The sequence below is a fragment of the Paludicola sp. MB14-C6 genome (assembly GCF_030908625.1).
Classification (GTDB): domain Bacteria; phylum Bacillota; class Clostridia; order Oscillospirales; family Ruminococcaceae; genus Paludihabitans.
In genome coordinates, this window is the sequence record NZ_CP133133.1 from 326,944 (window position 1) to 347,330 (window position 20,387).

Consider the following 20,387-nt stretch of genomic DNA (forward strand, 5'->3'; position numbering starts at 1 on the left):
ACTTCTATATTTTAATAATTTTTAATTTATAAAACCTCAATTTCTTTAGCAAATTGATCATTTATAGGTATAAATCTTAATGTTTTCCCATTTGCAAGTTTTTGTGTTTTATCGCAACAAACAATGGAATCTTTAGTAAAAAAATATTCAATATTGTTTGCTGTTACAAATCCAAGAGTTCTTTCCGTATTTAAATACGTAATAACACCTTCAATTTTACCTGAAATAACAGCCTGTTCAATTAACTCATTCGTAATCTTAGTAACTTTTTTTATTCTCTCTCCTGTTTTTCTAGAACGTGTCTTATCAATTTTTTCGGAATTTTTAATAAAATGAGTAGGTATCTCTTTATAAATACAATATGAATAATCAAATTGATAGATACTACTTTTTCTTCCAGTTCCTTGCTCAATTAAGTTAATAATATTGTATTCTTCAGATTTATTAGTATATTTAATTAAACTTACAGATTTATTTGGAAATGCAAATTTATATGCATTCCTACTTTTACAAACACTTACTATGTCTCCTAATAATTCTTTCTCACTAGGTGAAAATAAATTCTCAATTTTCTTAGCATGTTCACGTAGAGTTAAAAAAACATCATCAATATTAACTTTTGTTTGACCTTTATTATGCTTATAAGCAGTATTTAAACAACTATCCAAAAGATGGACTAGTCTTCGCATATTTCCATTAGAAGCATAAACAATATGCTCTAAAACGTCCATATTGCTAGTAGAAATAGCAAATAAATCTTCAGTAATAAATTTAGTATCTTCATCTTTATTTATATATTTTTCAATTATTGCGATGACACGGTTCAAAAAAATATCAAAACATTCATCTTCTACATTGCATTCTAATTCAACCACATCTCCATAACGAGTTTCAGTCAATACATCTTCTTGACTATTTGGATAAATTGCTATTTTTGTTCTTACGAAAGGTAAAGTTCTTAATTGATTCATTAAAGATTCAAAATAGGAATTTTCATTAGTCTCCTTAAAAAAACTACGGTTAATAGAACCAACTTCATCAAATAAAATTAAAAGTTTCACATCATATGGTTTAAAAAGCGAATTATAAGCATCAACTATATCGGTAAATTTAGGTTGACAATTTTTTTTAATTTCTGTCATTGTAGAGTTAGCATAATCAGTAACAACATTAAATAAATTATTCCCCAAACTCCCCTTGACATCAAAAGTTTTATTTACTGTTTCAATATACTCCTCAGCAGACATTTGTTTGATATTATCTAGTACTTTCAGGATTGGTAATTCACTACTTCTAGGTGCAATATACAAATCTTTAAATCCATTATGTAACTTAGCAAGTTTTTCTGAGGATTTGAAAAATTGAAAAATATTGATCATTTCTTCAAGAATTTTAATTATTATATTATTATAAATTTTTAAACAATCACGTAATGTTTGAAAATCACTCAACTTAATATATATCGGTAGAATAATTGAACATTCTTCTAACAAACTTGGAATAATAGTATAGAGATAATAAGCATAATTAGCTCTCAAATACATAGTTTTTCCAGAACCCATTTGTCCTTTAATTATTGAATTTTCATAAGTAAAAGGACTTGTCAAACCATCTGTAGGGTCAACAAAAAGGTCTAAAACTTTTTCTAAATCAAATTCATCAGCGTTCCTTACTTGAAAAGGTCTTTTTTCATATAAATTACATAAATTCATTTTATCACCCCATATATTTATTACATACGATTTAATTATCGACTTACATATCCAAAATTATACAATAAAATAAGTTATATTACAACTACATTTTAACAAAAAAACCTGACATAATATCTAATTTTCAAATTCGTTTAATATTACAATAATCTAATTCTGGTTATTAGAGCAATTTATTTATTGCGTAATTATAATTTACATTTATTTACTGGTGGATATTCAAAATATTTATTTAGTGCGGTTACTAGTAATTAATTACCAGTTGAACTCATAATTATATAATACCATACCCTTTTGTTGGAGAGCAATTCTATTTCTGTTTGTGTTTAAAAAGATTTCAAAACACAATTTAAATTAAATTAACATATTATAATGATAGTCGATATTCAATTATTTTCACAATATTGTTACTTGTATTTTATGGAGGTTAGAGTATGAGTAAAATTAAACTATTTACTTTAAGTTTTGATATTTCGTATAAAGGATTATATGAAACAAGTACAGAGCTTAAAATTAAGTATCCAAGTGCCCAATTAAGCGACTACGCATATGTTTCTCAATCAAAATCTTATTGGTATTGGAGTACGGCTTTTAATGACTGGGTTAATCAAGAAACCTCTGAAGCAATATATATTACGTTAAATCCTCAACAAAAAGCTGCTGTACCATATATCGTTGGAGTGTAAAATATGAGTGGATTAGTAAGTTATGATTTATTCAATCAAAGAACTTTAAACAGTAAAATTGGATTTACTGCCGAAGGTGGGTTATATGAAGTTTTAACAAATAATACCGGCGGATCTAGTTTAAAAGGTACGATTGTTATTGCTTCTGTTTCAGTAGCAGATGCTGTTGATATTGCTCCTGCTAATACTGGTATGCCTATTGGAGTAATTTATGAAAATGAAATTCCTAATGGATCACCTGTAAAAGTTGTTATTTACGGCAGAGCACAAGTTTTATTAAAAAATACACTTTCTTCAACAATTGGCTATTGGTGTGGTGTCAGCGATGTTGCAGGTAGAATGTATCAATCTTCAACTATACCGGATGTAACTCAGCACAATAGAGAAATTGGCCATAGTCTTCAAACCGTTTCAGGTGGTACAAATGTTTTAGCTTATATCAATCTTCATTTTAATTAAATTGCTAATATCAATATTTCCCTTATTTATAGAATAGATTCTAAAAAAAGACTAGGCAATGTACCTAGTCTTTTTTTCAGGATGATCAACTCACCTATTTACAATATTTTTCACAGCTTTTACTTGATCTACATCAATCATTTTATACATTTGTTCATTTGGCGTTCCATTAAAGTTAATATGTGAATGTTTCATTGTGTTATCACATAAGTCCTTCATCAACGCCATATGAAATTGGTTACAGTTCGTTTTACTGATAATTTCGTCTAAATTGGTTGGCCGAATGCTACCACAAGCAAGTATTTCAATTTGATTCGAAACAGTATGCATTAGCTCATTGATTGTATCTATTCCTTCTAAACATCTTTGTTTTCCACCCGAAGTTAATATTCGACTTACACCTAAAGAAACAAGCTCATGAGCTGATTCAATTAAATTTGGCGTTATATCAATTGCTCTATGAAATACTATTTCTTTATTATAAGACTTACAAAGTTCCACTAAAACGTTTGTTCGGTGTAAATCAATGTTTTTGTATTCATTTAAAATACCTACAGCAATACCGTCAGCTCCATTTTGAAGCATTAACTTTGCATCAGTTATCATTGTATCAAATTCAAAATCAGTGTAACAAAAGCCACCTGTTCTAGGCCGAATCATTGTAATAATCGGAATGGTTGTTCGTTTTTTCGCTTCTATTAAACTTCCTAAAGTTGGTGTCAATCCACCAGCTTCAAATGCCGAATTAAGCTCTACTCTATCTGCTCCACCCTTTTCGGCTTCTACAACATCATCTACACTACAACAGCATATTTCAATTAACTTTTCATTACTCAACCCAAACACACTCCTTTATAAAAAGCTACTACTAGATATATAACATAGTAGTAGCTTTTATTCTAACCAATAAGTTTTAATAAAATTTCTTTCATTTTAGCAGGGTTTCCTTGACCTTTAGTTGCTTTCATGCATTGACCAACTAAGAATCCTAGTGCATTCGTTTTACCATTATTGTAATCTTCAATGGACTTTTGATTATTATCAATGATATTTTGAACTACTTTTTCCAATTCACTTTCATCAGAAATTTGGATGAGTCCTTTTTCTTTAACAATATCTTTAGGCATCTTCTCTGTTGCAATCATTTCTTCAAAAACAATCTTACCGCTTGCGTTAGAGATATCGCCTTTTTCTATTATCGCCAATAGTTCTGTTAGTTTTTCCGCAGTAATGTTTGTATCACTAATTGTTTTATTGGTTTCGTTCAAATATTTTGAAATATCGCCTAAAATCCAATTGCAAATAATTTTTGGTGAGCATTTATTCAAGGCAATACAATCTTCAAATAGTTTTGCTTTTTCAATATTTTCTACTAATAATCCGGTATCTTTTTGTGAAAGCTCATATGATTTTACATAGCGAATATGCTTTGCATTTGGAAGTTCAGGCAATGATTTTTTCAAGTTTTCAACGTATTCATCTTCCAAAACAATTGTTAGTAGGTCAGGTTCTGGAAAATATCGATAATCGTGAGCATCTTCCTTGCTTCTTAAAGGTATGCTCTCCCCTTTTGCGTCATCCCACTTGCGAGTTTCTTGAACGATTGTTCCACCGGCTTCAATTAACTCAATTTGGCGTTTTGCCTCATATTCTATTGCTCTAACTGCGCCACTAAAAGTATTAACATTCTTCATTTCACAGCGAGTACCGAATTTATTTGAGCCTTTTGGCATAACGGAAACGTTAACGTCACAACGAATAGAACCTTCCTCCATTTTACAGTCGGAAATATTTAAGTATTGCAATATTGATTTAATAGTATCTAAATAAGCTTTAGCTTCCTTTGCACTTCTAATATCTGGTTCAGAAACAATTTCAATCAATGGTACACCGCAACGGTTAAAATCTACAAGAGAACCTGCAAAGTTTTCATTGTGCAATAATTTACCTGCATCCTCTTCAATATGAATACGAGTAATACCAATTCGCTTTTGTTCACCATCAACTAGGACGTCTACATATCCTGTTTCACATAGAGGAATATCAAATTGAGATATTTGATACGCTTTTGGTAAGTCAGGATAAAAATAATTTTTTCTGTCTTGTTTGCAAACTTGATGGATATTACAATTTAATGCATGTCCCATTAATACTGCGTATTCAATAACTTTTTCATTTAAAGTTGGGAGTGTACCAGGCATACCTGTACATACAGGACAGCAATGGGTGTTTACTTCACGTCCAAATTCATTTTTACAACTACAATATATTTTTGATTGGGTTGAAAGTTCAGCATGAACTTCTAAACCTACGACTAATTCATATTCCATTTTGTAATCCTCCCTACTATAATGTTGGAACATCATTAAATCCGCCAACTAAATCCTCGTACTTCTTAGAAACATTAAATAGACTTTGTTCAGAGAATTTAGGACCGATAAACTGCATACCGATTGGCAATCCATTTTTTGCTTTACCGCATGGTATACTAATAGCCGGAAGACCTGCGATGTTTACTGTTACTGTACAAATATCATTTGCATACATCTTAATAGGATCATTTGATTTTTCACCTATTTTAAATGCGGTATCAGTGCCTGTTGGTGTTAATAAAACATCACATTGCTCAAAAGTCTCATTAAATTCGTTTAATATTTGTTTTTGTAATAGTTTTGCTCTCTTATAATAAGCGTCATAATATCCGGAGCTTAATACAAATGTACCAAGTAAAATTCTTCTCTTAACTTCATCTCCGAAACCTTCGCTACGAGTATTTTCATACATTTCGATTAAATTATTATAGTTTTCTGTTCTATAGCCATATTTAACACCATCAAAACGTGCTAAGTTTGATGAAGCCTCAGCTGAAGATATGATATAGTAAGCAGAAAGTGCATAATCAGTACTTGGAAGTGAAACAGGAACTAAAACAGCACCATTTTGTTCTAATAATTTTGCCGCTTCCATAACATTTTGTTTTACCTCTTCGCTAACACCTTCAGCAAAGTATTCTTTTGGTAAACCAATACGAAGTCCTTTAATATTTGTATTTAAGTTTGCAACAAAATTAGGATACTCTCGTTTTGCGCTAGTTGCATCCATTTTATCTGCACCACAAATTGCAGAATATATCATAGCTGTATCATTGATACTTCTTGCAAAAGGTCCAATTTGATCCAAAGAGGATGCAAATGCAACCAAACCATATCGAGACACACTGCCATATGTAGGTTTTAGACCAACAACACCGCAGTATGCTGCAGGAAGACGAATAGATCCACCAGTATCTGAACCCAAAGTAAGAATTGCTTCACCCGCAGCAACTGCAGCAGCACTTCCTCCAGAAGAACCACCCGGAACATATTCTAAATTATGTGGATTACTTGTCTTTTTGAAATATGAATTTTCACAAGAAGATCCCATCGCAAACTCATCCAAATTAAGCTTACCTGTTAATACAACATCATTATCTAGTAAGCGATTATATACAGTTGCATTATAAGGTGGAACAAAATTATAAAGTATTTTTGAAGCACAAGTAGTTAAAACATCTTTTGTACAAATATTGTCTTTAATTCCTACTGGAATACCTGCCAATGGGCTAAGTTTATTCCCTTTTGCAAGTTTTTCGTCTACTGATTTTGCTTGTTCTATAGCAAGTTCATTTGTTACGGTTATATATGCATTTACTTTATTTTCAACATTAGTAATTCTATCAATAACAGATTTCGTAATTTCCACACTACTACATTCTTTATTGCGCAACATATTAGATAATTCAGTAGCGGTTAATTTATAAAGTTCCATTCTAATATAATTCTCCTTTTATTCAATTACTTTTGGTACAACTACACAACCCGCTTGTACTTGTGGTGCATTACTTAATATTTCTTCACGTTTATATAATTGTTCAGGGACATCTTCCCTACATTTCATTGGATTGGAACAATCAACAAGAGAATCATTACTTGAAATACAAGGTAATTTATCAACCATTTCAAGTATACTCTGCAATTGAACTTCAAATCGTTTTTCTTCTTCATCTGTTGTGTTTAATCTGCTTAATTTAGCAAGATGTTTAATATCAACCTTCATAATTTCCTCCAGCTTTATATTTATATTTTATTGTAACATATCTAACAACTCTTGTTGTGTAATTGCAGTAACACCCAGTTGATTTGCTTTCGTTAATTTACTTCCCGCTTCTTCACCAGCTAGAACGTAGTTTGTTTTCTTAGAAACACTTGAACTTACCTTACCACCATTTTGTTCAATGATATCTTTTGCTTCATTACGAGAAAGAGTAGGAAGTGTACCCGTAATAACAAAAGTCTTTCCCTTTAATATATCACTTTGAATTTCGCTTTCTTGCTGCATGTTAACACCTGCAGCTTTTAACTTATCAATAATATCAAGATTATCTTGTTTTGAAAAGAAATCAAGAATACTATTGGCTATTATATCGCCATATCCCTCTATCATAATAAGCTCATTGTATTGAGCATTCACAACAGCATCAATCGAATGAAAATGATTACAAAGTAATTCTGCGGCTTTCTGGCCAACATTACGAATACCTAAACCGAACACAAGTTTGGATAATTGATTTTCCTTAGATTTTTCAATAGCATTCAATAAATTATCTATTGATTTCTCACCCATACGTTCCATCTGTAATAATTTATCTTTCTCTAAATAATATAAATCAGCTATTGTTTTAATATTATCAGAATCAATTAAAGCTTGAACAATTGCAGGGCCTAATCCATCAATATTCATTGCATTTCTAGAAGCAAAGTGAATAATACTTCTGTAAATAGCGGAAGGACATTTCGGGTTTACGCAACGCATTGCAGCTTGTGCACCTTCTCTTACGGTTTTTTCACCACAAGACGGACAGAATTCAGGTATTTTATAAGGAATACTATTCTCTTGATGCTTTACTGATTTTAACACTTCAGGTATAATATCGCCGGCTTTTCTTACTATTATTGTATCGCCAATACGGATATCTTTTTCGTCAATGAAGTCTTGATTGTGCAGTACTGCTCTACTAACTGTTGTTCCCGCAAGCTGTACTGGTTCAAAAACTGCAGTTGGAGTTAATGCGCCCGTACGGCCTACATTGATTTCTACATTTAATAAAATGGTTTCTTTTTCTTCAGGTGGATACTTAAATGCAACTGCCCATTTTGGATATTTAGCAGTAGCACCAAGCTTAGTTCTATCTGACAAGCTATTTACCTTTACAACAGCACCATCAATATCAAATGGGTATTCGTATCGCTTTTCTCCAATTTTATTTACTTCATCAATAACTTGATCCATGTTATTGAATTGAGGATAAGATGGAGATACCTTAAATCCTAATTGCTTTAAATAATCTAATGTCTCGCTATGAGTGGTTATCTCTTTACCTTCAATTTGTTGGATATTGAAAACGAAGATATCCAGTTTTCGTTTAGCTGTTATTTTGCTGTTTTTTTGTCGTAATGATCCAGCGGCAGCATTTCGAGGATTTTTAAAAGGTTCTTCATCATTATCTATTTGTTCTTGGATAACTTTTTCAAAACTTTTTCTAGGCATATAAACCTCTCCCCTTACCTCAAGATAAGGAATGGCTTCTGCTAATTTAAGCGGTATTGATTTAATTGTCTTCAAGTTTTGTGTAACATCTTCCCCAACAAATCCATCACCACGAGTTGAACCTCGAGTAAATACTCCGTTAACATACTCTAATGATACAGATAATCCGTCAATTTTAGGTTCTACTACATAAATTGGATTAATGACTTCTTTTACTCGATTATGGAAACTATATAATTCATCAAAGCTAAATACATCTTGCAAACTACCCATTTGAACAGTATGCGGTACTTTGTCAAATGTATTATCAGATTGACCACCTACACGATGTGTTGGTGAATCTTGCGTTATGAGTTCCGGAAATTGAGCTTCAAGTGTTTCAAGCTCTCTCAAATACATATCATAATCAAAATCACTTATTGTGGGATTATCTAAAACATAATAGTTATAATTACTATTATTTATAATCTCTTTTAATTCTGTAATACGCTGACTTGCTTTTTCATAGTTCATTTATTCACACCAACTTATTTTAAGTTTACTATTTATTATACCACATTTTATTTAATTTCGGTAGTATATCTTTAGCATTGTTTATATTTTGAAGCGATTTGTTGTGCAACCTTTATTCCATCAACAGCTGCACTCATAATTCCGCCAGCATAACCTGCTCCTTCACCACAAGGATATAGCCCTTTCACATTAGTTGACATCAATTCATCATTTCTTAAAACCCGAATTGGAGAAGATGTTCTTGTTTCAACGCCCGTAAGGATTCCTTGATCGTTAGAAAATCCGGGTAATTTGGTATTGAAATTTTGTAAACCAATTCTAAGCATTTTTGAAATATTACTTGGAAATAGCTTATCAAAATTACAAGACTCTACACCAAGTGCGTATGTTGGATTTACTTCTCCCAATTTCAATTTATGTTCTTGATTTATAAACTCCTTAACTGACATAGCTGGAGCTTTATATTTACCTCCACCCATTTGAAACGCTTTTTGCTCTAATTTTGCTTGAAAATGCATTCCATCTAAAGGATGAAGACCAAAATCACTTTTATCTACTGAAACTACTAAAGCAGAGTTCGAATTCTTACCATCTCGTGCATATTCGCTCATACCATTTACAACAACGGAGTTTTCACTGGAGCTAGACGGTACAACGTATCCCCCGGGGCACATGCAAAATGTGTATACACATTGATTACCTATTTTATGTGATAATTGATACTCTCCTACCGGTAAGTTTTTATGTCCTGCTAATTCTCCATACAAGCCACGATTTATTGTTGTTTGAAGCTGTTCAATACGCACACCGACAGAAAAGTTTTTACTTTCAATATTAACCCCTTTTTCAAATAACATTTGAAATGTATCCCTTGAACTATGGCCAATTGCTAAAATTACATTTTCTGTTTGCATTTCTTGACCATCAACCACTATTGATTTTATACAATTATTTTCAATGCTAATTTCATTTAGCTTTTTATGAAAATAAACTTGTCCACCATTTTCTATAATACTGTTCCTCATAGACTTTATAACAGCTCTTAATTTATCGGTTCCAATATGAGGTTTTGATTTTGTTAATATATTTTCCGGAGCGCCATGCTTAACAAATTCCTCTAAAACATATTCGCAACGATTATCTGAAATACGAGTTGTTAATTTACCGTCAGAAAAAGTACCTGCTCCACCTTCTCCAAACTGGACATTGCATTTTTCATCTAATTGTCCCAATGTCCAAAAACGATTTACTGAATTTACACGTGAATCGATATCTCCGCCTTGTTCAAATACAATTGGATTATAGCCAAGTTTAGCTAATGTATAAGCAGCAAAAATACCAGCAGGACCAAATCCTATAATGACAATCGGACCTTTCAATTGTTCGATTCCACAACAAAACTCTAACTCCAACTTTTCTTTATACATAACAAAAGGGTCTGAGATTGCCTTAACAATCTCAGCCTCTTTTTCAGTTAGCTCTATAACTACTGACGCTACAAATGAAAAGTTACCTTTTCTTCTAGCATCTAATGACTTTTTATAGATATGTGCTTTTTTTACAAGTGTTTTCTTAACTTTTAATTTACTGATTGCTTTATTAATTGCAATTTCTTCAGAATCATTAATATCATAACGTATGTTAGATATAATTATTGACATTGTGCTCCTCCAAATTTTTATTTCTTTGTAGCTGTAACTAATACACTATATTCACCTACAGCCCATACATTTTTATTTCCGGTAGCATAAATTTGTACAGGAATACGAGTTGTCCCTGCTGTAACCTTAGATAAATCTACACTTGCAATTAAATCATTAGAAGATATCTTATCAATATCATCTTTGTTTCCTACGATTTTCACATTATTAATTACGCTTGTTTTCAGTTTAATATTATAATTTGCCGGTTCATTCTTTGTAATAATATTGGAAACAGAGAAAAATGCACTATTTAAATTTGGATCATCGAATGTTACTGATACATTAGTAATGTTATCTACATTTGTAATACCTGCAACTAAAGAAACACTTAAATTTTGTGCGTAACCTATATCAATTTTTCTGAAATCCACTTCGCCATCTAATTTAATCTCACTAATTTCATCAACTAAACTTGCAGGTCCTGCTATTTCTAATTCTGGGACTGATAATGTATATTTCAATTTAGTAATATCAAATCCCGGTGGCACGTTAATATAATTTATCTTGAGTGGAACAGTCTTTAATTTGAATATAGCGACTGTAATTTCATATTTTTGCTTTTCATAATTTGTATAATTTAATTCAATAGGATTTTTATTTTTATCATAGAAGAATAGGTCGCCTTTTAGAGTTACTGTATTATTAACAAATTCATTATGATCGGTACTTACTACTACTGAGTTAATTTTATCAATCTCAGTACCAGGACCTTTTAAAACTAATGACGTATAATTAGCATATGGTTTTTCTTTTATATAACCATCTTGTGCCTTCACATTTTCAGCTGTAACTTCAATTGGAAATTCTTTTGTTACTAAAACATCAAATCGTACTTTTTTTACGATAGGAGAAGAAGATATAATTTTAAAATCATTGTCTTTTTCATCTGCTTTTTTAATATCAACTTTAATATCATATTCTCCTGGCTTATTTACACTATATAAATTTGGCTTTATAATAAAATCTTCTGGTTTTAAATTACTAATGCGATAACGCTTACCTTCAACTTGGACGCTTACTTTTTGCCCATTACCATCAATTATACTTAAATTATTAGCTTGAGGAATAGAGTCAGCTAAATCAATGTTAACAACAATATCATTTATCCAATCTTTTTTTGTAGGATCAACATTATAAGCTACAATAAACCATATTATTATTGCAATCGCAACAGACAATAAGCGAACAAAACGATCACTTTCAAGTAATTTGGAAAAGCTAAATTCTTTTTTCATTTTTCTTAACCCTCCAAAACTTCTTACTCTTTTTACTCTCTTCATTTGCATTTGTTGGGATAAGTTTGTCCATTAAAAATTGAGAAAGAGACTCTTTGGTATAATTCCTTGTAAGCTGGCCATCTAATGTTACAGAAACTGTACCCGTCTCTTCAGATACAACAATAGTAATTGCGTCTGAAATTTCGCTAATACCAATTGCAGCTCTGTGACGAGAGCCTAAATGAGAAGCAATTAAGTTTTCTTTTTGTGGTTTTGGAAGAAAACATGCTGCTGCTAGCAAACGTCCATCCCGAATGATTAACGCTCCATCATGCAATGGAGAATTGACAAAGAACAAGTTGCCTAATAATTCTTCACTTACGGTTGCGTTAATAATAACACCAGTATCAATTTGTTCGCCTAACTTTGTCTTTCGTTCTATTACAATCAATGCACCTGTTTTTGAAGCACTTAAATTTGCAACACCATTACATAAAATTTCTATAACGTGCTTCCATGTCGTTATTTGTTTTTCTGGGTTATCCCCACTAAATACATTTAGATCAGCTACTTTAGTGCGTCCGACCTTTTCTAAAACACGACGAAGTTCAGGCTGGAACAAGACAATTAGAGCGATTACTCCAATATTGAGCACATTCTTTAATAAAAAGCTCATTGTTTTCAGTTGAAATACTTTTGCAATAAAATACGAAAAAGCTAGTAAAAGGATACCTTTTACAAGCTGTTCTGCTCTTGTTTCTTTTACTAAGTTAATTGCTTTATAAATTAAATAAGCAATTAATGCAATATCAATAAAATCTAAAATGCCAAACGATTTAACAATTCCACCTAAATCGATAAAGAAGTTTTGAAGTTCTATCATATCTTACTTCCTTTACTTGAATTTTCTGTCTCTTTATAGTTTAACAATTTTATCGCTTGAATTCAAGTTATATTGTATTTTTTTTGCTAATATCCTGAACTATTTTAACAAAACTATCAACACTTGACCATTGAGTAAAATAAGAAGGCGCAAAACGAATTAGCCCAGAGTCGATAGTTTTATAGTTTTTATGTGCCAAAGGCGAACAGTGTAAACCACCTCTTAATGCAAATCCTTTATCATTTAATAAATCTACAGCAACATCTGATTTTAAATCACCAATATTAAACGAAACTAAAGGTACAAAACGGTTCATTAAATAATCGTTAATAATTAAATGAATGTTATTATTCATCTTAAAGTTATTATAGACATATTTACATAATTCAAATTCATGTTTATAAATTTTTTCCATTCCAATATAATTTATAAAATCAATACCGGCCCCTATTGAAAAAATGCCGGGTGTGTTTAATGTTCCTGCTTCTAATCGATCCGGATAAAAATCAGGAGGATCAAGCTGAGTTGAGGCAGAGCCAGTTCCACCTTCAATAATTGTATTTAATTTAATGCCTTCATTTAATATTAACAGCCCTGTACCAGTGACTCCATACAATCCTTTATGTCCAGCTGTACATAAGATATCTATATTCATTTTTTTTATATCAATAGGTATGGTACCAGCGGTTTGAGCAGCATCAACAATAAAAGTCAAATGATTTTCTTTACACAGTTTTGCTATTTTTTCAATAGGAAGTATTTTTCCAGACACATTAGAAGCATGCATACATACAATTGCTTTTGTATTTTCTTTAATCTTACTCTTAAACTCTTGAACAGTCTCATCATCTTCATTGTATACTTTAGCAATATCATAGGTTATTTTATTTTCGCTATATAATTTATGAACAGGTTTTAATACAGCATTATGCTCTAAAGAAGAAATTATTACATGATCATCTTGTGCTAGAGTACCTTTAATAGCAAAGTTTAACGCCATTGTACAATTACACGTGAAAATAACATTCTCTGCATTTGCATTAAAAAAACGAGCAACCTTATTACGAATATCATATATCTTTTCAGATACTCTCATAGAATATTCATGCCCGCCTCTTCCGGGATTACCACCATAATTTACAATTGCAGCATTTACACTAGCTACTACGTTTGCAGGCTTAGGATAAGTGGTTGCTGCATTATCAAAATATATCATAATCCACCTCGTTTCATATTATTAGGGTAAGTCTATAACGTCCTTTACTCGAATTCCGTTTAATTCTAATACTTGAACTGCTCTATATGCGTTTTCGTTAATACGAATACCATATCCACAACCATTTTTTCTTAAATTAGATGGTATGCGCTCAATATATGCTTTTATACCGTTGTTATATAGAATATCCCGTGCTTTATAGGCGTAGGTTATTGAATTTACCATTATGAGTTGTTTATCCATAACTACCATCTTTTCTCCAGCGATGTATAAAAATCGAACTATAAAAAGCACAAAATATTTTCGCTGGGAAATATTTTGTGATATTAATAAAGCAACACCCTTACATCTACATTTACATAGTATGCTTGTAGATATAAGGGTGTTCATGCAAATTCTTATTCAATTATACAAACGCAATGTGAAGCAATTCCAGCTTTTTCACCGGTAAAACCAAGCCCTTCTTCAGTTGTGGCTTTTATATTGACTTGGTTACTATCAATTTCACATGCATTGGCTATATTTAAAGTCATTTGGTTAATAAAAGGTCTTAATTTTGGCGCTTGCGCAATAATTGTACAATCTAAATTAGATATTTTGTAATTCTTTTGCTTTAGTATTTGAATTACGTGTTTTAGGAGTAAAATACTGTCTGCATTTTTATACTGAGAATCAGTATCCGGAAAATGAAGTCCAATATCGCCTAGTCCTGCAGCTCCCAATAATGCATCCATTATAGAGTGGGTTAAAACATCCGCATCAGAATGTCCAAGCAAGCCAACATCATGTTCAATATTGACTCCTCCAAGAATCAGCTTTCTGTCCTTGACTAATTTATGCACATCATAGCCATGACCAATTCTAGGCATATTATGTCACTCCATTTCATTAACTTATCCAATAAACATTTGTGTCCAAATTAACTGACCATTTGCATTTTTCACAACTCCAACACCTAGTTGAGTAAAGCTAGCATTTAAAATGTTTGCTCTATGACCAGGAGAATTCATCCAACCATCCATTACTTGTTCAGGTGATGTTTGACCTTTGGCAATGTTTTCACCTGCAGTTTGATAGGATACTCCGAATTGTTTCATCATATCGAATGGAGAACCGTATGTTGGCGAAGTGTGATCAAAATAATTAAGGTCTGCCATATCTTGAGATTTTTTAGTAGCAACAGAACTTAATTTTGCATTTAGTGTTAATGGATTCAATCCTGCTTTTGCCCTTTCCTGATTCACAAGATCTAAAACTCTAGTTTGAAATTGTGAAAAATCACTAGATGTAATAGGTAGTTTTGGAGGAGGAGGTGGAGCTGGTTTTGAAATTGAATTTGTATTTTGCCTTGTCGCAGTAGTTGAATTCGTATTACTTGGTTTTGTAGTTGCAGCTTTTTCAACTGCTTGACTACTTGCATTATTCTTAGATGTACTTACCTTTTGTGAACTACTATTTTCATTTGTAGAACTAGCTTTTGTTATATCAGAAGATGTTTCTTGATTTTCATTCGATTGTTGTGATATGTCTTTCATTGTTTCTACTGCTGTACTGTTCTTTTCGCTATTTTTCGAAGCAGTATTTTTTAGAAAACTAAAATTCATTGTATAAACAACGATTGCCATTATTACAAAGACAAGCACTGAAGTCATTAAAATTACATACTTTTTTTTCATATGAACCTCCATGATTTTGTTTTTGCCACAATCTAATTATAACGTAATTCATGGAAATTAGCCACATCTAAAATTATGCTAAAATTCTTGCCATCTAATTGTTTATTTTTTGTTCAATTTGATAAAGATAACCAATCAGTAAACCTCCAATTAAGTTACCAATCGTAACTGCAAGTGCTGCAGGCAGGATAGCCAACTTAAATCCAAATAGAAGTGAATAAAAAGAATAATAAAAAAAGTTTGCAACAATATGGTCAAATCCTAAAATTACAAAACCTGCAACTAAAATAAAATAAAAAGTTAAAACAACAATTTTATTATCCTTATATTTTACTGATGCCAATACACCGTAGCCAACCATCACAGCACAAAATATACCCATTATAATTAAACTTAAAAAGCTATCTTTCATTTTACTGGTTGCCACTATATCAATTGTGTGCTTTAGCTTATTTGCTAACCTTGTATTGCTTAACAAAAATGCATAAACAAAAGTTCCGATAAAGTTACCGACATACGCAATCGCAATGTCTATTGCATTATATTCTTTTGTTGCTGTTGACAGTGGTACAACTCTTGTGAATAGATAGTTATAAAAGCTAGACACTAAAAAGATTCCTAATGTAAAAAACATAGCACCAATAATATGGTTTTCAATGTATAAATATAACGTTGCTCCAAGTGAAATATAAATTCCTGACATAATTCCACTTAAAAAATTTTTTTGAATTGTCAAAACAATCTTCCCTTCTCTTAATTTGCCAAAGTATATTCTACTATAAAATAATTGTTTCGACAATATATTTATGATGATTTTAAAAATAAAAAGTATGGAAAATTCATTCCATACTTCAATCCATACGTCAATATTAAGTATTTTTCATAATAATTGATTCAACTACATTTGCAACATGCTCACAAGAGTCACAACATTTTTCTAGTTTTTCGTAAATTTCTTTCCAAATAATGATTTCAGTTGAATCTGGGTTTTCAATGAATAAATTACGAACGGCTTTACAATATAATTTATCAGCATCTTCTTCATAACCATTTACTTTTACAATTAGCTCATGAATGATTGTAGATTTATTGAAATTATAAAATTCTTCCATGCATACTTTCAATGCTTCACAACATTTTAAAATTACAGATGAAAATTCCAAAGCATCAGCACGTATTGAATGTACATTATACATATAAAGACGAATAACTACATCTTCAATAGTATCAGTTACATCATCAATTTCTTGTGATAAAGCAATAATATCTTCTCTTTCAATTGGTGTTATAAACTCACGTACCAGTTTTTTCATCATTTCATGTTTTTCATCATCAGCAGAATGCTCTACAGCATGCATTTGTTGCATTCTTTCTTCTAAATTATGTGAACCATAATCAGAAAAAATTTCATGTAGCAGTTTTGATGCACTGCATGAGTAGTCAACTAATTTGACAAAGGTTTTAAAATAATCGTTTTCACGTTTCATGTGTTGTATTATCCTTTCAGCTTTAAATTAAAAAATCATAATAAATACTTTTGTAAATACATAGGCTATCAATCCACAACCAGGGAAAGTTAAAACCCAAGTTAATACCATTTCTTTTACTACACTCCAGTTTACACAAGATAGCCTTTTAGCAGCACCTACGCCCATAATAGCTGTTGTCTTTGTATGAGTTGTACTAACAGGAACACCTGTTAATGAAGATAATAATAAACAGCCTGTTGCTGCAACATCAGCAGAAAAGCCTTGGTATTTTTCAAGTTTAACCATATCCATTCCAACAGCCTTAATAATACGATAACCTCCAATTGAAGTTCCAATACCCATTACTGCAGAACATAATACCATCAACCAAATTGGAATCGTAAAGTTGGTAACGTCACCTTGCCCATTTGCTAAAAAGATACCTAGCATAAAAACTCCCATGAATTTCTGTCCATCCTGAGCTCCATGCATAAAAGCCATCATAGCACCGCCTGCTACTTGTCCATTTTTAAAGAAACCATTCGTTTTTCTACGATCCATACGTTTACAAATTAAAGTTATCACTTTTGTTGTTATCCAGCCTAATGCAAAGCCTAAAAATGTAGAAAGCACTAATCCATATAAAACTTTCATCCATTCGCTACCATTGATACCGGATAAACCATTTTGTAGTGCAATTGCCGCACCTGAAATACCAGCAATCAATGCATGGCTTTCACTTGTTGGTATTCCAAAATACCAAGCTGTCACCGCCCAAATTACAATTGCAAACATAGCTGCACATAAAGCGACAAATGCATTATGTGTATTGCCTTTAAAATCAACCATGTTATAAATAGTCATTGCAACTGTACTGTTAATTGTCGTCATTACCAATACGCCAAGGAAATTAAAAATTGCCGCCATTATAATTGCTGCTCTTGGACTTATTGATTTTGTTGACACACAAGTTGCAATTGCATTCGGAGCATCAGTCCAGCCGTTAACTAAAATTACACCTAAAGTTAAAATTACGGTTATTAGTAGTGGTGGATTACTTATAATCTGTGAAATGAAGTCGCTAAGTGTGATTGACATAACATTGTCCTCTTAAAATTCTAAAATTTTACACAAAAATAAATCAACCAAAATATTTATTCAATATTTGGATGAATTATTATTTTAAGAATAACATGTTAAAAATATTATTTCAATAGATTTTTAAATAATAATATTTGTAATTATTTAACATTACTTAGAAAACTGCAATTTGAATATCATTTCATATTACGGTAAAGCTAATGGTGAGGAGTGATTTTTATGAATGAATTTAACATAAAAAAATTACCGTTATTAGCTAATAAGCAAAACCCAATTCCAAATCCGGATGCTCAAAAAATTACTGCTGTTGTTAAGCATGGCAATCAAATTAGTGGGTATCAATTATCAAACGGAGACATTTTAACCAAGGAACAAGGTGTTGATTTAGCAAAATCAGGTGGAATAAAAGGTGTAGGAATAGCAACTAATAAAGGGAATGAATATTTACGCAGCCTTCCAGATGAAAGTGAAGGCAACAATCTTTCCAGCTTACCTGTAATAAACGATTAAACAAGAAACTTCCATTTAGTAAAATTTCTAAATGGAAGTTTTATAATTTTTGTGCAATTAAAACAAAAATTTCAGCATTATCAACCGTTTGGATTGGTGTTAACAAAGCTTTTTTAAAATAATCTTGTATTTTTGGGGCAGTTGGCAAATAGCTTGATTCCGCAACTTGACAAGGAGATTTATGTAATTCGTTAATCTCGTCCCTGCTTTGCGAATGACATATAATCAATTTACCATTTAGGGCTAAATAACCTGCTAAAACAGAAATAGCTTTTTCTTTATCTTCAAAATGAGGAAACATTGAATAACAAAAAATATAGTCAAATTGTTTAATAGGCAAGTTGATTTTCAAAATATCTCCAGTTAAAAACTTTACATTAGTATCTTTGTTTTTTTGCTTCGCTAATTCAATCATGTTTTCGGCAATATCTACTGCTACTATGCTACCGTTGCCTAAAATACGCTCATTATAATATGGTATCATTATACCGGTTCCTGTTCCAACATCGAGTATATTGGAATTAGGCTTTATTTGAACAAAATCTAAAATAACATTTATTTTTTCAGGATCATGTTGAGCGATTTCATCCCATTTATCTGCAATCGAATTAAAAAAAGTGCGGTTATCCATGTAGTTACCTCTTATTGATAATTTATTTTATATTTCGTTATTTTTTAGTTTAATCTGTCGAATGTCTTTACCGACAAATTTCAAACATTTATACAACGTCATTAGTCTCGATGCAACACGCTTATTGTATCTACTGTCTAATTCATTCAACATTAAATTTGTGTTGATAATAGTAGGTTTATTTAAATTTAATCTTGAATTTATAATATTGTATAGAGAGGAAGTATTAAACTGACTTTCGAACTCGGCTCCAAGATCATCAATAATAATTAAATCTGCATCTAAAACTGTTTGCATTGTGTTGGCTCCGTCTTCCCCTTTGCCAAAATATTCATCTTGCAAAGTTCGAAATAAATCGAGAGAAGATACATATAAAGCACGATAACCTTTATGGGCAATTGTATCTGCAATTGCAAGTGATAAATGTGTTTTGCCCAAACCGGTTTCTCCAATCATTAAAACACTTGGCGAATCTATAGAAAAAGTTTGGGCATATCTTGTGCAAAAGTCTAGTATATTGCTCATTATTTTTTTAGGTGAAACACCTGTACGTTCATCGGGAATATCGCTATAATATTTTAAATAAAAATTTTGAAAATTAGATGTTGATACGGTTGTTCGTTTGTTTAACTCTTGAACGTTTAGTTCTGTTAAAACATCTGTTAAGCAAGAACACTTTACACCGTCTACATATCCTGTATCATCGCATTGAGAGCAATAAAAATGTGTGTCTAAGTAATCTGGGGTATATCCATTTTGAATTAGTATATCTTTAATCTCATTTTGAATTGCTAAATTTTCATTTTTAATACTCGTAATTTGAGTTTCCGTATTAAATTCATTAAAAACGGTACGTATCACTTTTAAACTGGTTAGTGCAAGTTTCTGATATAAGTCTTTGATATATGGAATTTTGAGACAAACTTCATCGTATCGTTGATTGGCAATACGTCTTGCTTTTTGTTCCCTTTGAGAGATAATCTTTAACGCTCTCATAAAGTTTTCATTTGCCATATGAGTTCTCC

Annotated in this window: 21 protein-coding genes; 3 read left to right on the forward strand and 18 right to left on the reverse strand. The window is 31.3% G+C overall.

The genetic code is table 11. The annotated features are described in order from the left end of the window. Nucleotides 1-26 precede the first annotated feature (26 nt). Nucleotides 27-1,712 carry a hypothetical protein gene (locus RBG61_RS01485; RefSeq protein ID WP_307944988.1) on the reverse strand — a complete coding sequence of 562 codons (1,686 nt, stop codon included), beginning with the start codon at nucleotides 1,710-1,712 and terminating at the stop codon, nucleotides 27-29. Nucleotides 1,713-2,146: 434 nt separating this feature from the next. Between RBG61_RS01485 and RBG61_RS01490 the strand changes: the two genes are divergently transcribed. Together RBG61_RS01490 and RBG61_RS01495 are read left to right on the forward strand one after the other, a co-directional pair. Then, the gene (locus RBG61_RS01490) at nucleotides 2,147-2,398 is read left to right on the forward strand and encodes a hypothetical protein (protein WP_307944990.1); all 252 of its coding nucleotides are present in this window, start codon (nucleotides 2,147-2,149) and stop codon (nucleotides 2,396-2,398) included. Between the two features lie 3 nt (nucleotides 2,399-2,401). Beyond that, nucleotides 2,402-2,857 carry a hypothetical protein gene (locus tag RBG61_RS01495; protein WP_307944993.1) on the forward strand — a complete coding sequence of 152 codons (456 nt, stop codon included), beginning with the start codon at nucleotides 2,402-2,404 and terminating at the stop codon, nucleotides 2,855-2,857. 90 nt (nucleotides 2,858-2,947) lie between these two features. On the opposite strand, the gene RBG61_RS01500 is transcribed toward RBG61_RS01495, so the two are convergent. The 15 genes from RBG61_RS01500 to RBG61_RS01570 form a co-directional block, all read right to left on the reverse strand. Next, nucleotides 2,948-3,694 (reverse strand): copper homeostasis protein CutC, encoded by a 747-nt coding sequence (locus tag RBG61_RS01500; RefSeq protein ID WP_307944995.1) that lies wholly within the window; start codon nucleotides 3,692-3,694, stop codon nucleotides 2,948-2,950. Between the two features lie 62 nt (nucleotides 3,695-3,756). Beyond that, nucleotides 3,757-5,187: an Asp-tRNA(Asn)/Glu-tRNA(Gln) amidotransferase subunit GatB gene (gene gatB, locus RBG61_RS01505; RefSeq protein WP_307944997.1), complete on the reverse strand. Its 1,431-nt coding sequence runs from the start codon at nucleotides 5,185-5,187 to the stop codon at nucleotides 3,757-3,759. Nucleotides 5,188-5,203: 16 nt separating this feature from the next. Next, nucleotides 5,204-6,664 carry an Asp-tRNA(Asn)/Glu-tRNA(Gln) amidotransferase subunit GatA gene (gatA, locus tag RBG61_RS01510; RefSeq protein WP_307944999.1) on the reverse strand — a complete coding sequence of 487 codons (1,461 nt, stop codon included), beginning with the start codon at nucleotides 6,662-6,664 and terminating at the stop codon, nucleotides 5,204-5,206. Nucleotides 6,665-6,682: 18 nt separating this feature from the next. Further along, nucleotides 6,683-6,952, reverse strand: a complete 270-nt coding sequence (gene gatC, locus RBG61_RS01515) for an Asp-tRNA(Asn)/Glu-tRNA(Gln) amidotransferase subunit GatC (RefSeq protein ID WP_307945001.1) — start codon at nucleotides 6,950-6,952, stop codon at nucleotides 6,683-6,685. Nucleotides 6,953-6,979: 27 nt separating this feature from the next. After that, nucleotides 6,980-8,956, reverse strand: coding sequence for an NAD-dependent DNA ligase LigA (gene ligA, locus RBG61_RS01520; protein WP_307945004.1), 1,977 nt, complete (start codon nucleotides 8,954-8,956; stop codon nucleotides 6,980-6,982). 71 nt (nucleotides 8,957-9,027) lie between these two features. Next, nucleotides 9,028-10,617: an NAD(P)/FAD-dependent oxidoreductase gene (locus RBG61_RS01525; protein ID WP_307945007.1), complete on the reverse strand. Its 1,590-nt coding sequence runs from the start codon at nucleotides 10,615-10,617 to the stop codon at nucleotides 9,028-9,030. A gap of 17 nt (nucleotides 10,618-10,634) precedes the next feature. Continuing rightward, nucleotides 10,635-11,894 carry a CdaR family protein gene (locus RBG61_RS01530; RefSeq protein WP_307945010.1) on the reverse strand — a complete coding sequence of 420 codons (1,260 nt, stop codon included), beginning with the start codon at nucleotides 11,892-11,894 and terminating at the stop codon, nucleotides 10,635-10,637. Continuing rightward, a complete protein-coding gene (cdaA, locus tag RBG61_RS01535) occupies nucleotides 11,878-12,759 on the reverse strand; it encodes a diadenylate cyclase CdaA (protein WP_307945012.1) in 882 nt (293 codons plus the stop codon). Before cdaA ends, RBG61_RS01530 begins: the two co-directional genes overlap by 17 nt. A 67-nt stretch (nucleotides 12,760-12,826) precedes the next feature. After that, nucleotides 12,827-13,975: an aminotransferase class V-fold PLP-dependent enzyme gene (locus RBG61_RS01540; RefSeq protein ID WP_307945014.1), complete on the reverse strand. Its 1,149-nt coding sequence runs from the start codon at nucleotides 13,973-13,975 to the stop codon at nucleotides 12,827-12,829. A gap of 21 nt (nucleotides 13,976-13,996) precedes the next feature. After that, complete coding sequence (locus RBG61_RS01545; protein ID WP_307945016.1) at nucleotides 13,997-14,227, reverse strand: DUF3343 domain-containing protein; 231 nt, start codon at nucleotides 14,225-14,227, stop codon at nucleotides 13,997-13,999. A gap of 146 nt (nucleotides 14,228-14,373) precedes the next feature. Beyond that, entirely contained in the window at nucleotides 14,374-14,844 is a 471-nt protein-coding gene (gene ispF / locus RBG61_RS01550; RefSeq protein ID WP_307945018.1) for a 2-C-methyl-D-erythritol 2,4-cyclodiphosphate synthase, read from the reverse strand. Nucleotides 14,845-14,868: 24 nt separating this feature from the next. After that, a complete protein-coding gene (locus RBG61_RS01555) occupies nucleotides 14,869-15,651 on the reverse strand; it encodes a CAP domain-containing protein (RefSeq protein ID WP_307945020.1) in 783 nt (260 codons plus the stop codon). Nucleotides 15,652-15,745: 94 nt separating this feature from the next. Beyond that, nucleotides 15,746-16,387, reverse strand: a complete 642-nt coding sequence (locus RBG61_RS01560) for a formate/nitrite transporter family protein (protein ID WP_307945023.1) — start codon at nucleotides 16,385-16,387, stop codon at nucleotides 15,746-15,748. 133 nt (nucleotides 16,388-16,520) lie between these two features. Continuing rightward, nucleotides 16,521-17,138: a DUF47 domain-containing protein gene (locus RBG61_RS01565; RefSeq protein ID WP_307945025.1), complete on the reverse strand. Its 618-nt coding sequence runs from the start codon at nucleotides 17,136-17,138 to the stop codon at nucleotides 16,521-16,523. Nucleotides 17,139-17,165: 27 nt separating this feature from the next. Further along, on the reverse strand, nucleotides 17,166-18,218 hold the full coding sequence (locus tag RBG61_RS01570; RefSeq protein ID WP_307945027.1) for an inorganic phosphate transporter: 1,053 nt from the start codon (nucleotides 18,216-18,218) through the stop codon (nucleotides 17,166-17,168). Between the two features lie 222 nt (nucleotides 18,219-18,440). Between RBG61_RS01570 and RBG61_RS01575 the strand changes: the two genes are divergently transcribed. Continuing rightward, nucleotides 18,441-18,731 (forward strand): DUF3892 domain-containing protein, encoded by a 291-nt coding sequence (locus RBG61_RS01575; RefSeq protein ID WP_307945030.1) that lies wholly within the window; start codon nucleotides 18,441-18,443, stop codon nucleotides 18,729-18,731. 40 nt (nucleotides 18,732-18,771) lie between these two features. On the opposite strand, the gene RBG61_RS01580 is transcribed toward RBG61_RS01575, so the two are convergent. Together RBG61_RS01580 and RBG61_RS01585 are read right to left on the reverse strand one after the other, a co-directional pair. Next, nucleotides 18,772-19,362 (reverse strand): class I SAM-dependent methyltransferase, encoded by a 591-nt coding sequence (locus RBG61_RS01580; protein ID WP_307945032.1) that lies wholly within the window; start codon nucleotides 19,360-19,362, stop codon nucleotides 18,772-18,774. 27 nt (nucleotides 19,363-19,389) lie between these two features. After that, entirely contained in the window at nucleotides 19,390-20,376 is a 987-nt protein-coding gene (locus tag RBG61_RS01585) for an ATP-binding protein (protein WP_307945034.1), read from the reverse strand. Nucleotides 20,377-20,387 lie beyond the last annotated feature (11 nt).